Genomic DNA, 14,415 nt, shown 5'->3' with positions numbered 1-14,415 from the left:
GGTAGATCCACGCCATGCGTGGATGCTCCGGCAGTAGCTTCGGTCAAGGCAACGCGACCAGCGCGCGCTACGATGCCTGCATGACCCCGGCCATCAACCTGCTCAAGCGCGAGAAGATCGCCCACACCGTGCGCAGCTACGTGCACGACGCCCACGCCGAATCCTATGGCGGCGAAGCCGTGGACAAGCTCGGCCTCGATCCGGCCCAGGTGTTCAAGACCCTGCTGGCCAGCACCGAGGCACACGAACTGCTGGTGGCGATCGTGCCGGTGGCCGGCCAGCTGGACCTGAAGGCGCTGGCCGAAGCGGCCGGCTGCAAGAAGTGCGAGATGGCCGCCGCCGATGCCGCGCAGCGCGCGACTGGTTACCTGGTCGGTGGCATCAGCCCGCTCGGGCAGAAGAAGCGCCTGCGCACCTTCCTGGATGCCAGCGCTCAGGCATTGCCCGCGCTGCATGTCAGCGCCGGTCGCCGCGGCGTGGAAGTGGAACTGGCGCCGGCTGACCTGCTGCGCCTCACCGCCGGCCACTACGCTGCCATCGGCAAGTCTCGCTGATGCGCTGGCCCTGGTCTGCAGCGCGGATACCCCGTCTCGACGATGCACAGGCCGATGTGCTGTTGCAGGACCTGCTGTCGCGCGACGCAACACGCATCACCGATGCCGCACGTAGCGTCGCACGGCTGTTCAGTGCCTCATCGTTGGACGCGTTGGCCACACATGTCGACCTGATCGAACGCAGCTGCGAGGGCATCGCCTTGGGCGGCATGCTGATCAGCAACCAGGCACACCTCAAGGCGGGCCTGCAACGGCTACGCTACTGGCAGGCGCGTAAGGGATGCCTGTGTGCGCTCAACCCCGGCTACCCATTCTTCGATCCGCGTCGCCTGATCGAACAAGGGCAGATGCAGCTGCTCTCGTTGCAGGAGGCCGAGGATGGTTGGGGCGATTGCCACACCGTTGCCTGCACGCAATGCGGCCAGCATTGGCAGGCCATCGACCGCGAGTACCATTACCCGTGGTGGGAATGGAAAGGTGCCTGAAGGCCAAGCAGCCACGCATGGCGTGGCTCTACTGCGGTCCGCACATTCACGCGATGCGTGGATGGCAAATATTGCTCACGGCCGCCAGTTCGCGTTGTTCTCCCAGAACTCGACAGAACGCCGGTACGCCTCACGGTCCAGCGGCACGCCGGAGCCGCCCTCCTCCACGCCCAGCGCATTGCGCATCATCGTGATCGGCGCCATTGGCACCTCTTCCGGTTCGGCGGTGTAGATGCAGCCGACGATGCCCCAGTCGGCCTCGATCGGCGAACCTTCCCTGGCCAGCTGCTCGGCGCTGTACAGGATCACCACCAGGTAGTTCGCACGCGGCGATTCCACGCCCTCGAACCAACGCACCAGCACCGGCAATTCCTCGCGGTTGCGCGCTTCGTAACCACTGCGCAGCAGGTGGCGGTTGGCCTCGGTGACCGGCACCGTCAGGCAGCGCGTGCTGGTCCAGTTCTCGTAGACGAACAGCTTGCAGAACGGGGCGTAGCCGTCGAGTACCTTCAGCGGCGCCTGCGCATTGAGGTGCGCCTCGAACTGCTCGGCAGTGCAGTCCTGGATGGTGTTGCCGCGCGGCACGCGCGGGAACAGGCGGGGACGGGCGAAATCGGTGAGGACGATGGACATGGCGCAGGTGTGATCAGGAGTTCTGCTGCACAGGGTAACTGCTGGCAGCCCCTACAACGCCATCCGTTCGCGCAGTTCACGTGCCTGCCGCCGCGATACCTCCACCTCGCTGCCGTCGTCCAGCGTCAGGTCGTAGCCATCTGCAATGCTGGGCGTCACGCCACGAATGCGGCGCAGGTTGACCAGCGTGTTGCGGTTGGCGCGGAAGAACAACTCCGGCGGCAGGCGTGCTTCCAGCGCGCTCAGGCTGCGGGTCAGCAGGGCGTTCTGGTCGCGGAACCATAGCCGTGTGTAGTTGCCATCCACCAGCAGCCGACGGATCTCCGAGACCGAGACGAACCAGCAGCGTTCGCCCTCGCGCACGAACACCTGGTCCTGCGCGCCCAGCGTGCTGCGCGGCTCCGGCGTTTCGCCCGCCACCACCTCGCGCTGGCGCGCCCGCTGCAACGCTTCCAGCAAGCGCGGCGCCTCGACCGGCTTCACCAGATAGTCCAGCGCGTTGGCCTGGAAGGCGCGCACCGCGTAGGTGTCGTAGGCGGTAACGAAGACCACCGCCGGCACCGTCTCCAGCCCATCCAGCACATCGAAGCCGCTGCCGGAGGGCATCTGCACATCCAGCAGCACCAGGTCCGGCGCCAGTGTGGCGATCGCCTCGCGTGCAGCGGGCACATCGTCGGCCTCGCCCACGCACTGCACCCATGGCAGCGCCGACAACAGCGTGCGCAGCTCCTGCCGCGCCAGCCGTGCATCATCAACGATCAACACACGCAGCACGCCACTCATTGCGGAATCTCCAGCAGGGCCTGCATGCGGTCGCCGACCGGCTGCAACATGAAACTCCCCTGCGTGCCAAGCTGCGCACGCAGGTAGGCAAGGCCGACGCCATGGCCATGGGTGGGCTCGTTGGCGCCGCCCAGCGGATTGTCCACCTGCAGGCGCAGTACGTCATTGTCCAGCGTGGCCCGGATCTCTATCCCGCCGCCGCCCGGGCGGCTGGCGATGCCATGCTTGATCGCGTTTTCCACCAGCAGCTGCAGCGCCATCGCCGGCAGCTGTGCCTGCAGGGCGTCGGCATCGATCTGCCGGTTCACCTGCAGGCGCTGTTCGAAGTGGACTGCCTCGATGGCCAGGTAGTCGTCCACGACCGCCAGTTCCTCGGCCAGCGTGACCTGCTCGCTGCGGTTGTGTGCCAGCGCCTGGCGCAGCGTGCGCGACAGGCGGGTGACCATGTCGCGCGCACGCTCAGGATCTTCCAGGATCAGCGCACGCAGGTTGTTCAGCGCATTGAACATGAAATGCGGGTTGAGCCGTGCACGCAGTGCATCGCGCTCCAGCGCGCTGCGCTCGGCCTCGGCACGCAGGCGCGCCAGGTCCGCACTGCGTATCCGGCGCAGGCTGTGCAGGCCTGCCCAGAGCGCTGCCCACAGGGCCAGCATCACCGCAGTGGTGTACCAGTAGAGCAGCAGCGCCTTGGGGCTGAAGTCGGCCGTCTTCCGCCCCAGGCTCACCCAGTTCCAGGCCAGCGCCGAGTGCAGCGCGATGTTCACCAGCAGCTGCGCCACTGCCGCGCCCAATGCCACCGACAGCGCCAGCCTCAGCAACAGCCCGGCCGTGCCGCGCGCCCACCAGTCGGCACGCAGCGCCAGCGCACGGATGGCACCGCTGCACCCGAACAGGGCCAACGCCAGGCCCAGCGTGATCAACACGCCTGCGCTTCCGGCATCGCTGAAATAGGCCTGGCGCAGGCCGATTCCGGCAACGCCATAGAGCACCCACACCAGCGCATTGAGCAGCCAGAAGCGTACCGTCGAGGAGGAATCCGGCATGTCCATTCCGAGGCGTGTTGAAACTCAGTGGTGGTGGTCGAGGAAGGCCTGCACCTGACCGCGCAGCCAGCGCGGATCATCCCACATCAGGAAGTGGAACCCCTGCGCGCTCATCGCGATCTGCACGCCCTGAAGTTTCGCGTACTGCGCCTGGAACACCGCGCGCGTGCTGTCCTCGGTGCCGCCCATCGGCTGGTAGCCGGCCCAGCTGCCCAGCACCAGTGTCGGTGCGGTGATCGAGGCGATGCTGTCACGCAGGTCGGTGGTCATCACCGCATGCATGGCGTCAGCGGTGGTCTGGCGGTCGCTGGCTTCGCCCCAGCGCCCCAGTTCGGCCTGCCGCTGCGGATCGCGGGTCATGCCCGGCAGGCCGGCTTTCAGCTGCGCCTGCCACTGCGCGGCATCGGCGGCGAGCATGCCCTTGCGCAGCTGGTCGGCCATCGGCCGCACGCTGTCTGCGGTGGCGTTCGGGTCACGCGCCGCCGGCAGGAACGGCAATGCATCGACCACCACCAGCGCGCTGACTGCCTTCGGCTCGGCCTGCGCCATCTGCAGCCCCAGCAGGCCGCCAAGACTGTGGCCGATCACCACCACCGGGCCCAGCTGTTGGTCATGCAGGTAGGCCAGCAGCTGCCCGCGCATGGCCGCCAGGAATTCGGCCGGGCGCGGGTCGGCAGGCGCGGCGTCGGCAAAGCCCGGCAGCTGCACCAGGTGGCACTGCACATCCTCCAGCGCCAGGCAGGTCTCGCGCCAGACCTCGGCGCCGCTGTTCAGGCCGGGGATCGTCAGCAGCGGACGGCCCTTCCCGACTACCTCGACCTGCACCTTGCCCGCACCCGGGGCGCCGGCAGTGGCGGCATGCGCCGAGCCGGAACCGAGCACGGCCATCGCCATGCCGATCATCGCCAGCCGGGCCACGGCCTTCATTGCGTACCAGAGTGCCAGGAAGATCTTCATCGTCTGCTCCTTCATGGGATGGGTGGCGCCGGGATGGGAGCAGCGTGGGCCTGGCGGAGGCACCCCGGTTGCGATTTCGGAGCAGCGGCCGCACGGCGGGGCAAACGGTCGCGGGTTGGGGACGGCTGGCCTCAGGCAATCTTCAAGCATCCATCTTGATGAAGAGATATACTGTTTCGCACCCGCCGCCACCGCCCGTGCCATGACCGCCATCAGCTTCGAGTTCTATCCGCCCAAGACCGACGAACAGCGCAGCCAGCTGGACCGTGCTGCGGCCAAGCTGAAGGACTACGCCCCCGAATACGTGTCGTGTACCTTCGGCGCCGGTGGCTCGACCCTGAGCTACACCTCCGAGACCGTGCGCCACCTCAACCAGCACCATGGGTTCGATGCCGCGCCGCACCTGTCGTGCGTGGGCGGCACCCGCCAGGAGATCCGCGAGCTGCTCAAGCTGTACCGCGCCATCGGCTGCCGCCGCCTGGTCGCGCTGCGTGGCGACCTGCCCTCGGGCATGGGCTTTCCCGGCGACATGCGCTATGCCGCCGAACTGATCGCCTTCATCCGCGCCGAGCACGGCGATGCGTTCCACATCGAAGTGGGCGCGTATCCGGAGACGCATCCGCAGGCCTCCGATTCACTGGCTGACCTGAAGCACTTCAAGGCCAAGATCGATGCCGGTGCCGATGCGGCCATCACCCAGTATTTCTTCAATCCGGACGCGTACTTCCATTTCGTCGATGAAGTGCGGCGGCTGGGCGTGCAGGTGCCGATCACGCCGGGCATCATGCCGATCGCCAACTTCAGCCAGCTGCGCCGCTTCTCCGAACAGTGTGGTGCGGAGATTCCGCGCTGGATCAGTCGCAAGATGCAGGCCTATGGCGATGATGCGGAGTCGGTGCGTGCATTCGGCACGGAAGTGGTGGCCCGGCTGTGCCAGCGCCTGATCGAAGGCGGCGCGCCCGGCCTGCACTTCTACACGCTGAACCTGGCCAAGCCGACCACCTCGGTGCTGAAGCTGCTCCAAGGCTGAAAGCACGCCATGCGGACCGGATCGGCGCTACCCTGCGAGGATGATCCGGCTTTCCTTCCTGCTGTTGCTGCTGCCGCTGTGCGTGCTGTCGAGCGTCGCCCACGCACAGTCCACGCGCCTGAACCACTGCACCGATGCGCAGGGCCAAAGCGTGTATACCGACCGACCCTGCGACAGTGTGGGTGCGCGGTCGCGGGTGCCACCGCCTGCGCCCAGCGGCAACATCCTGCAGCGCGATACCCTGGGGGCACGCTGCCCGCGGCGGCTGAGTGAACTGGTGGACGCATTGCGCAACGGCATCGTCAGCAATGATGTGAACCGGCTGTCCTCGCTGTACCTGTGGGGCGCGGTCTCCGATGCGGGCGCGCAGCGAATCCTCGGTCAACTGGAATCGCTGGTGCGGCGGCCGCTGGTGGACGTCGTGCCGGTGTATCCAGGACAGGGCCAGGACGCAGTGACTGACGAGGGCCAGGGCCCTGCTGCGCAGGGATCCGCCCCTGAGCCGACGGCTGTTCGCCATCCGGTCGGCCTGCGCCTGGAGCAGACCCTGCCAGGCAGCGTGGCGCGTGCCTCGACGGTGGTGGGATTACGGCGGCAGTACGGGTGTTTCTGGATCACGTTGTGATCGCGGGCATCCATCCACGCCTGGCGTGGATCTACTGCTTCCATTCCACAGGGTAGCGCCGGGCGATGCCCGGCGACCGACGCGGCTTTACGCCAGCCACAGCCCGCGAATAGCGGCGATGCCCTGGCCGCCATGGCGGCGCGCTTCGGCAATGTGACTGCGGCCCATGCCGCCCAACGCATAGATGGGCAGTGACACCTGCGCGCGCAGCTCGGCGAAGGCATCCCAACCCAGCGGCACGGCATCTGGATGGCTGGGCGTGGCCTGCACCGGGCCCAGCACAGCGAAGTCGCAGCCCAACTGTTGTGCCTCCTGCAGTTGCTGCAGGTCGTGGCAGGATGCAGCCACCAGCTGGCCTTGGGGTAGCGGGCGCTGCGACAGCTGCAGCAGCTGTTCGCTGCCCAGGTGCACGCCCACGCCCAACGCACGCGCCAGTTCGATATCGCGGTTGAGCAACCATTGCACGCCGCTGCGGCGATGCGCACGCACGACCTGCTCGACCATCGCCTGCCGCTGCGGATGGGCCGTCGGCAACCGCAGTTGGATGCGCTGCTGGCCCGCAGCCACCACGCGCTGCAGCTGTTCATGCCAATGCTGCACGCCGCCCTCATCATCGGCCGGCGCCGGGGTGATCAGGTAGCTGTCGGGCTGGCGCAGGGCGGCCACCACCGGCAGGTCTGCCGGCGGCATTGAATAGCGGCCCAGCTTGTCCGGCGCCACCCAGGTGATCGCCTGGCCCTCCCGCCCACGCGGTGTCCCCTTCCAGCTGCGCACGTGGCGCACCTCCAGGGTCAGGTGCTTGTCCGGATAGCGCTGCGGCACATCCATCAGCCACTCGCCGACATCGGCCTCGATGCCCAGTTCCTCGCGCAGCTCGCGCACCAGCGCCTGTTCGGAGGTCTCGCCGGATTCGCGTTTGCCGCCGGGAAACTCCCACAGGCCGGCCATGTCGCGGTTCTCGGTACGGCGGTTGAGCAGCACGCGGCCACGGGCGTCGGTGATGACGGCGGCCACGACATGGATCGATCGGGTGGGGGAAGGCATGGGGGGAAGCATGCCCAGAACAGGGCGGCCGGCGCAATCACGGATCCGCTGCAACTCCCCTGCCACAAACGAAAAGCCCCGCTTTCGCGGGGCTCTTCGGCATCAGCTCAGCTGGCCGTGGCAGTGCTTGTACTTCTTGCCACTGCCGCACGGGCATGGATCGTTGCGGCCGATCTTCGGCTCGTCACGCTGCATCTGCGCCACGCCCTGCTGGGCAGCCTGCACCTGTGCAGCCTCTTCGTCGGCGCTGTAGCCGCCCGCGTCCTGGTGCTGGAACTGCGACTGGCTCAGGCGGGCTTCGGCCTGCTGCCGTTCGGCCGCTTCCAGCGCCTGCACTTCCTCGTCGCTGCGGATGCGCACGCGCGACAGCAGGGTCACCACTTCGCGCTTGACGTTTTCCAGCATGTCCGAGAACAGCTCGAAGGCTTCCTTCTTGTACTCCTGCTTCGGCTGCTTCTGCGCGTAACCGCGCAGGTAGATGCCCTGGCGCAGGTAATCCATGCGCGCCAGATGCTCCTTCCAGCTCTGGTCCAGAACGGTCAGCATCACGTGCTTCTCCAGCGCGCGCATGGTTTCTTCGCCCACGCCGGCTTCCTTCTCGGCGAAGTGCTGGTTGACGCGTTCCTGCACCTTGGCGGCAATCGCCTCGGCGTCCAGCTCCTCGTGTTCCTTGACCAGGTCGGTCAGCGACATCTGCAGGCCGAAGTCCGACTCCAGGGTCGCTTCCAGGCCTCGCAGGTCCCACTGCTCGTCGATCGAGTTCGGCGGCACGAAGCGGGCCACCACGTCGAAGATCACGTCGTCGCGGATGCCGTCGACGTTGTCCTTCACCGATTCGGCGTCCAGCAGCTCGTCGCGCTGGGCGTAGATCACCTTGCGCTGGTCGTTGTTGACGTCGTCGAAGTCCAGCAGGTTCTTGCGGATGTCGAAGTTGTGGGCCTCGACCTTGCGCTGCGCCTTCTCGATCTGGCGGCTGACCAGGCGGTCTTCGATGACGTCGTCTTCCTTCATGCCCATCATGCGCATGGCCTTCTGCACCCAGTCGGAGGCGAAGATGCGCATCAGGTTGTCTTCCAGCGACAGGTAGAAGCGGGACGAACCCGGGTCACCCTGGCGGCCGGAACGGCCACGCAACTGGTTGTCGATACGGCGCGACTCATGGCGCTCGGTGCCGACGATGTGCAGGCCGCCCGCCGCCTTCACTGCCTCGTGGCGCTTCTGCCAGTCGGCCTTGACCGCGGCTTTCTGCTCGTCGGTCGCGTCCTCGCCCAGCGCGTGGAGCTCTGCTTCCAGCGAACCGCCCAGCACGATGTCGGTACCACGGCCGGCCATGTTGGTGGCGATGGTCACCGCGCCCGGACGGCCGGCGTTGGCGACGATGGTCGCTTCGCGGTCGTGCTGCTTGGCATTGAGCACTTCGTGCTTCACACCGGCCTTGCTCAGGTGCTCGGACAGCATTTCCGAAGTTTCAATCGAGGTGGTACCGACCAGCACCGGCTGGCCGCGCTTGGCGCACTCTTCAATGTCGGCCAGCACCGCATTGAACTTGCCCTTGCGGTTGAGGAACACCTGGTCCGGGCTGTCCTTGCGGATGGTCGGGCGGTTGGTCGGGATCACCACCACTTCCAGGCCGTAGATGCTCTGGAACTCGAAGGCTTCGGTATCGGCCGTGCCGGTCATGCCGGACAGCTTCTTGTACATGCGGAACAGGTTCTGGAAGGTGATGCTCGCCAGCGTCTGGTTCTCGCGCTGGACCGGCACGCCTTCCTTCGCTTCCACCGCCTGGTGCAGGCCATCGGACCAGCGGCGGCCGGCCAGGGTACGACCGGTGAACTCGTCGACGATGACCACTTCGCCGTCGCGCACGATGTAGTCAACGTCGCGCTGGTAGATCGCGTGCGCGCGCAGGGCGGCGTTGAGATGGTGGACCACGGTCAGGTTCTGCGCCGCGTACAGGCCTTCGGTTTCGCCGTTGAGGATGCCGGCTTCAACCAGCAGCTGCTCGGCGTGCTCCATGCCCGCTTCGGACAGGTGCACCTGCTTGCCCTTCTCATCGACCCAGAAATCACCTTCGCCGTCCTCGCTCTCCTGCTTGACCAGGTGCGGCACGACGCGGTTGACACGGATGTACAGCTCCGGGGAATCGTCGGCCGGACCGGAGATGATCAGAGGGGTACGCGCTTCGTCGATCAGGATGGAGTCGACTTCGTCGACGATGGCGTAGTGCAGGCCGCGCTGGTAGCGGTCGGCCTTGGACAGCGCCATGTTGTCGCGCAGGTAGTCGAAACCGAATTCGTTGTTGGTGCCGTAGGTGATATCCGCAGCGTAGGCTTCGCGCTTGTCGCTGTGCGGCATGCCCGGATACACCACGCCCACGCTCAGGCCCAGCCAGTTGTACAGCTTGCCCATCTGCGCGGCGTCGCGGCGGGCCAGGTAGTCGTTCACGGTGACCACGTGCACGCCCTTGCCTTCCAGCGCGTTGAGGTACACCGGCAGGGTCGCCACCAGGGTCTTGCCTTCACCGGTACGCATTTCTGCGATCTTGCCCAGGTGAAGCACCATGCCGCCGATCAGCTGCACATCGTAATGGCGCATGCCCAGCACGCGGCGGCCGGCTTCGCGGCACACCGCGAACGCTTCCGGCAGCACCTTGTCCAGGGCTTCACCACCGGCAATGCGCTGCTTGAACTCCGGCGTCTTGGCCTGAAGCTGCTCGTCGGAAAGCTTCTCGATCTCCGGCTCCAGCGCATTGATCTTGGCGACGATGCGGTTGAGCTGGCGCAGCTGTCGTTCGTTACGACTGCCAAATACGCGGGTAAGCAGGCTGTTGATCATTGAAGGAACCGGGTTGGATGGACACGACGCCCGGCCTCCCCCTGGGGATCCGTCCGCCGCAAACGAAACAGGGCGCCTGGCGCCCTGTCGATGGCAACACCCATTGTAGCTTGGGACGGGCGGCTGAGGTTTCAACCCCGAGGGGGTAGTGCCGGCCGCTGGCCGGTGATCCGCGATGCTGCCGAAGATCATGAGGTTGCCGGCCAGCGGCCGGCACTACCAGATCAAACCGCATCGGGTCAGAGCCCTCCCGCGGCGCGGAAGGGATCCGACCCGGGATCAGCCGCGGCTGACGCGGCCGACCGGCGTGTTGCCGCCGTCGCCGAGGAATTTGCGCGGGTTGACCACGTTGCCGTTCTCCCACACCTCGAAGTGCACGTGGGCGCCGGTCGAACGACCGGTGGAACCGGCCTTGGCCACTTCCTGGCCGGCACGGACCAGGTCGCCGGCCTTCACCACCAGGCGGGAATTGTGCGCGTAGCGGGTGACGTAGCCATTTCCGTGGTCGACGTCGACCACGTTGCCGTAGCCCCCCTTCACGCCGGCGAAGCTGACCACGCCTTCGGCCACGGCCATAACCGGGTCACCGACCTTGGCGTGGAAGTCCATGCCCTTGTGGGTGGCGGCGCCTCGGCCGAACGGGTCGGCACGGGTGCCGAAGCCGGAGGTCACGTAGCTGTTGCGGATCGGCATGCGCGAAGGCACGGCGTTCTGCTGCAGCTGGTGGTCGAACATCAGCGACTCCATCACCGACAACTGGCGGCCTGAAGCAGCGAAGCGCTGCTCCAGCACCTGTAAGTCGGCGTTGACGTCCTTGACCGGGATGTCGCTGGTCGGACCGCCTGCGTCACCGTCACCGAGACCGGGGGTCTCGTTGAAGTCGAACTCGCCATCCTCCAGCTTGCCCATCTGGGTCAGCCGTTCGCCGAGCGCGTTGAGGCGGGTGGCCTGGGCCTGCAGCTCGCCGAGACGGGCCGCCAGCGCGTTGACCTGGGTCTGCGCATCGCGCTTGACCTTGGCCAGCTCCGCATCCTGGCGCTCGACCTTGGCCTGCAGCCGGGAATCATTCAGCGCGCTGACGCCAATGCCGCCAGCAAGGCCGATAATGCAGCCTACCCCGAGCACGCTGCCCAGCAGGGCGCGGGGGCGGTCCTCGAAATAGAACCGCAAACGCGTGATCGGCGACGATTTGGCCTGTCCTTCACGCGTTTTGATTACGATCTTTTTGAATGCCATCAGTGAGTTTTCATGTCTGAGCCGAAATCCAGCGTTCGCCCCGCGTCGGCACCGAAACCGGCGCTGGATGCGGTAATGGCGGACAAAAGCGGGAACCCGCTGCGGCGTGCCCTGTGGCTCGACGCGCTGGACCGACAGTTGCGCCCCCAGTTGCCGCCACCTCTGCGCAGCCGCTGCCGGCTGGCCAATGTGGACGGGGAACACCTCGTTTTTCTCGTCGAATCCCCGGTCTGGCATGCCAAGTTGCGGCTTGCCGAAGCCCAGTTGCTCGACGCGGCCCGTTCCATCGGGCTGAAGGCCACCAAGGTGACCATCAAGACTGCGTCTCCCACTCCCACGCGCTCCCCAGCGCTCGACAACCGGAATGGACCCCACGCAGTTTCAGCCGCCACGCACAAAGGGCTACGCGACGCCTTGGCTTGCCTGCAGGACGTTCCTTCCAAACCGAAGAAACGGTCATGATGGCAACGGAGCATCCGGCTCCGCTCCCCGTCGCGCGTGTCACCACGGCGTGAAACATTTCGGGGGCCGGGTCGCATCCTAGCGGCCATCCAGGGGCCTGTCGTTAGATTGTTGTTAAAACGGCGTTAAATTCAGGCTTCGGATCCAACAGGTTCACAAAACCGTGACCTCGAACCGGCCTTGATGCCTTTTCAAGCACACTGAATGCGTCGTCTGCGCCGGAAACAACAACGCCGCCTTGGATGGCGGCGTTTTTATCTTTAAATTCAACGACCTACGGAATCAGGCATAGGCCGGAGTGGCGTATTCGACCGGACCCGGGGTGGCAGGCGAGTCGAAGCTGACCCATTCCCAGGCAGTGGCGTCGGCCATCAGCGCCCGCACCAGCTTGTTGTTGAGCGCGTGGCCGGATTTGAAGCCCTCGTAAGCGCCCAGCACCTGGCCACCGGCCAGGTAGAGGTCGCCGATCGCATCGAGGATCTTGTGGCGCACGAATTCGTCGGCGTAGCGCAGGCCGTCTTCGTTGAGCACGCGGAACTCGTCCAGCACGATGGCGTTGTCCATCGAACCGCCCAGGCCCAGGTTGCGCTCGCGCATGTATTCCAGGTCGCGCATGAAACCGAAGGTGCGCGCGCGGGAGATTTCCTTGGTGTAGGCCAGCGTCGAGAACTCGATTTCCTGGCGCGACTGCTTGGCCGGGATCATCGGGTGGTCGAACTGGATGGTGAAGCCCAGTTTGTAACCCTCGTACGGGGTGAAGCGGGCCACCTTGTCGCCCTCGGTCACTTCCACGGTCTTCAGCACGCGGATGAAGCGCTTGGGCGCATCCTGTTCCACGATGCCTGCCGACTGCAGCAGGAACACGAACGGGCCGGCCGAACCGTCCATGATCGGCAGCTCGGCCGAGGACAGTTCGACGATGATGTTGTCCACACCCAGGCCAGCCAGCGCCGACATCAGGTGTTCGACGGTCTGGATCTTGGCGTCGTTGCAGGTCAGGCCGGTGCACAGGGTCACTTCGGTGACCAGCTCGGCCTTGGCCGGCACTTCCACCACCGGGTCCAGGTCCACGCGGCGGAACACGATGCCATGGTTGACCGGTGCCGGGCGCAGGGTCATGTAGACCTTGTCGCCGCTGTGCAGGCCAACGCCGGTGGCGCGGATCGTGTTCTTGAGGGTGCGTTGCTGGATCATGGGGGATGGACCGGAAGTGACACATTAGATTAACACGCACGCTCCCCTACCCCGGCTGAAACGCCGGCAGGACGCGCGTGAAGCAGGGCGGCCGGGCCCATCCTGGCCCGGCGCCCGCGTTTTCAGGACATGGTGGCGCTACCCGGGGAGGACAACCCCGGGCCGCCCCGCTCAGTCCGCCTGGCGGCGCAGGAACGCCGGGATGTCCAGGTAGTCGTTCGGCAGTTCCGCCGCAGCCGGTGCCGAAGCCGACGGGGCCGACGGGGCCGAAGCCGCTGCGGTATCGCTGCTGGCACGACGCAGGCCCAGGCCCATGCCACCGACGGCCTTGGACACAGCGTCGCCGCCGTTGTCGAAGTCACCGAATTCCGGCTGGCCGGTGGTGGCATTGCGGACCAGCTTGATCGGCGCACGCTCGCCCGGACGCTGGGTCTTGCTGGCCGACACGCGGTTCAGGCCGGTAGCGACCACGGTCACGCGCACTTCGTCCTGCATGTCCGGATCCAGCACGGTACCGACCACCACGGTGGCGTCTTCGGAAGCGAAGCCATCGATGGTGCGGCCGATCTCGTCGAACTCGGCCATGGTGAAGTCCGCACCGGCGGTGATGTTGACCAGGATGCCGTTGGCACCGGCCAGGTTCACATCGTCCAGCAGCGGGTTCTGGATCGCGGCTTCGGCAGCGGCCTGGGCGCGGTCATCACCACGCGCGGTGCCGGTACCCATCATCGCCAGGCCCATTTCGGACATGACGGTGCGCACGTCGGCGAAGTCGACGTTGATCAGGCCCGGACGCACGATCAGGTCGGCGATGCCCTGCACGGCGCCCTGCAGCACGTCGTTGGCGGCACGGAAGGCCTGGATCATGGTCGCGTTGCGGCCCAGCACGGTGATCAGCTTCTCGTTCGGGATGGTGATCAGCGAGTCGCAGTGCTGGCTCAGTTCCTCGATGCCCTTCAGCGCCACCTGCATGCGGCGACGGCCTTCGAACGGGAACGGCTTGGTGACCACGGCCACGGTCAGGATGCCCATTTCCTTGGCCAGCTGTGCCACCACCGGCGCAGCGCCGGTGCCGGTGCCGCCGCCCATGCCGGCGGTGATGAACACCATGTCCGCGCCCTGCAGCGCGTCCATGATGCGCTCACGGTCTTCCAGCGCGGCCTGGCGGCCGACTTCCGGGTTCGCGCCTGCGCCCAGGCCCTTGGTCACGTTGGTACCCAGCTGCAGCTGCAGCTTGGCACCACAATTCTTGATGGCCTGCGAGTCGGTGTTGGCGGTGATGAATTCCACGCCGTCCACCGCCGAGTTGACCATGTGCGCCACGGCATTGCCGCCGCCGCCGCCCACGCCAACCACCTTGATCACCGCATTGGGTGCCATCTTTTCGATCAGTTCAAAATGCGCCATGTCCGTGTCCTCGTTGTATCCGCTTGTCGGTGGCATGGACGGTCGGGCCTCCTGCCTTCGCGTGTCATGTTGCCGTTGCGGCTGTGTGGGTTGTGTATTGCGTTGTTGCGTTGTGATGCGGGTACTG

Annotated in this window: 14 protein-coding genes; 5 read left to right on the top strand and 9 right to left on the bottom strand. The window is 66.3% G+C overall.

All coding sequences use genetic code 11. The annotated features are described in order from the left end of the window. Window positions 1–80: 80 nt before the first annotated feature. Both ybaK and G370_RS0113535 read left to right on the top strand, forming a co-directional pair. Window positions 81–554 carry a Cys-tRNA(Pro) deacylase gene (ybaK, locus tag G370_RS0113540; protein WP_019661086.1) on the top strand — a complete coding sequence of 158 codons (474 nt, stop codon included), beginning with the start codon at window positions 81–83 and terminating at the stop codon, window positions 552–554. Then, the gene (locus G370_RS0113535; RefSeq protein WP_019661085.1) at window positions 554–1,039 is read left to right on the top strand and encodes a hypothetical protein; all 486 of its coding nucleotides are present in this window, start codon (window positions 554–556) and stop codon (window positions 1,037–1,039) included. Before ybaK ends, G370_RS0113535 begins: the two co-directional genes overlap by 1 nt. Before the next feature lie 75 nt (window positions 1,040–1,114). Here G370_RS0113535 and G370_RS0113530 read toward each other — a convergent pair whose 3' ends face one another. Genes G370_RS0113530 through G370_RS0113515 form a run of 4 tightly spaced genes read right to left on the bottom strand, consistent with a single transcriptional unit; the run spans window position 1,115 to window position 4,455 of the window. Further along, window positions 1,115–1,672, bottom strand: a complete 558-nt coding sequence (locus G370_RS0113530; protein ID WP_010481895.1) for a DUF3228 family protein — start codon at window positions 1,670–1,672, stop codon at window positions 1,115–1,117. Between the two features lie 51 nt (window positions 1,673–1,723). Then, window positions 1,724–2,455 (bottom strand): LytR/AlgR family response regulator transcription factor, encoded by a 732-nt coding sequence (locus tag G370_RS0113525; RefSeq protein ID WP_019661084.1) that lies wholly within the window; start codon window positions 2,453–2,455, stop codon window positions 1,724–1,726. Further along, a complete protein-coding gene (locus tag G370_RS0113520) occupies window positions 2,452–3,498 on the bottom strand; it encodes a sensor histidine kinase (RefSeq protein WP_026347141.1) in 1,047 nt (348 codons plus the stop codon). Before G370_RS0113520 ends, G370_RS0113525 begins: the two co-directional genes overlap by 4 nt. Before the next feature lie 24 nt (window positions 3,499–3,522). Continuing rightward, a complete protein-coding gene (locus G370_RS0113515; protein WP_019661082.1) occupies window positions 3,523–4,455 on the bottom strand; it encodes an alpha/beta fold hydrolase in 933 nt (310 codons plus the stop codon). A gap of 202 nt (window positions 4,456–4,657) precedes the next feature. Here G370_RS0113515 and metF point away from each other — a divergent pair, with 202 nt between their 5' ends. Both metF and G370_RS0113505 read left to right on the top strand, forming a co-directional pair. Then, entirely contained in the window at window positions 4,658–5,485 is an 828-nt protein-coding gene (gene metF, locus G370_RS0113510) for a methylenetetrahydrofolate reductase [NAD(P)H] (protein WP_019661081.1), read from the top strand. 40 nt (window positions 5,486–5,525) lie between these two features. Beyond that, complete coding sequence (locus tag G370_RS0113505) at window positions 5,526–6,110, top strand: DUF4124 domain-containing protein (protein ID WP_019661080.1); 585 nt, start codon at window positions 5,526–5,528, stop codon at window positions 6,108–6,110. 87 nt (window positions 6,111–6,197) lie between these two features. On the opposite strand, the gene G370_RS0113500 is transcribed toward G370_RS0113505, so the two are convergent. From G370_RS0113500 to G370_RS0113490, 3 genes are all read right to left on the bottom strand, one after another. Then, window positions 6,198–7,154, bottom strand: a complete 957-nt coding sequence (locus tag G370_RS0113500; RefSeq protein ID WP_019661079.1) for a Nudix family hydrolase — start codon at window positions 7,152–7,154, stop codon at window positions 6,198–6,200. A 102-nt stretch (window positions 7,155–7,256) separates the two neighbouring features. Further along, window positions 7,257–9,989, bottom strand: a complete 2,733-nt coding sequence (secA, locus tag G370_RS0113495) for a preprotein translocase subunit SecA (protein WP_019661078.1) — start codon at window positions 9,987–9,989, stop codon at window positions 7,257–7,259. Window positions 9,990–10,268: 279 nt separating this feature from the next. Then, on the bottom strand, window positions 10,269–11,225 hold the full coding sequence (locus G370_RS0113490; protein ID WP_019661077.1) for a M23 family metallopeptidase: 957 nt from the start codon (window positions 11,223–11,225) through the stop codon (window positions 10,269–10,271). A gap of 12 nt (window positions 11,226–11,237) precedes the next feature. On the opposite strand from G370_RS0113490, the gene G370_RS0113485 reads away from it, so the two are divergent. Continuing rightward, window positions 11,238–11,687, top strand: coding sequence for a DciA family protein (locus G370_RS0113485; RefSeq protein ID WP_026347140.1), 450 nt, complete (start codon window positions 11,238–11,240; stop codon window positions 11,685–11,687). Window positions 11,688–11,969: 282 nt separating this feature from the next. On the opposite strand, the gene lpxC is transcribed toward G370_RS0113485, so the two are convergent. Together lpxC and ftsZ are read right to left on the bottom strand one after the other, a co-directional pair. Then, window positions 11,970–12,881, bottom strand: coding sequence for a UDP-3-O-acyl-N-acetylglucosamine deacetylase (gene lpxC / locus G370_RS0113480; protein ID WP_019661076.1), 912 nt, complete (start codon window positions 12,879–12,881; stop codon window positions 11,970–11,972). A gap of 171 nt (window positions 12,882–13,052) precedes the next feature. After that, window positions 13,053–14,288, bottom strand: a complete 1,236-nt coding sequence (gene ftsZ / locus G370_RS0113475) for a cell division protein FtsZ (protein WP_010481920.1) — start codon at window positions 14,286–14,288, stop codon at window positions 13,053–13,055. Window positions 14,289–14,415: the final 127 nt, after the last annotated feature.

The sequence above is a fragment of the Stenotrophomonas hibiscicola ATCC 19867 genome (assembly GCF_000382065.1).
Classification (GTDB): domain Bacteria; phylum Pseudomonadota; class Gammaproteobacteria; order Xanthomonadales; family Xanthomonadaceae; genus Stenotrophomonas; species Stenotrophomonas hibiscicola.
This window is presented reverse-complemented; position numbering and strand designations above follow the sequence as displayed.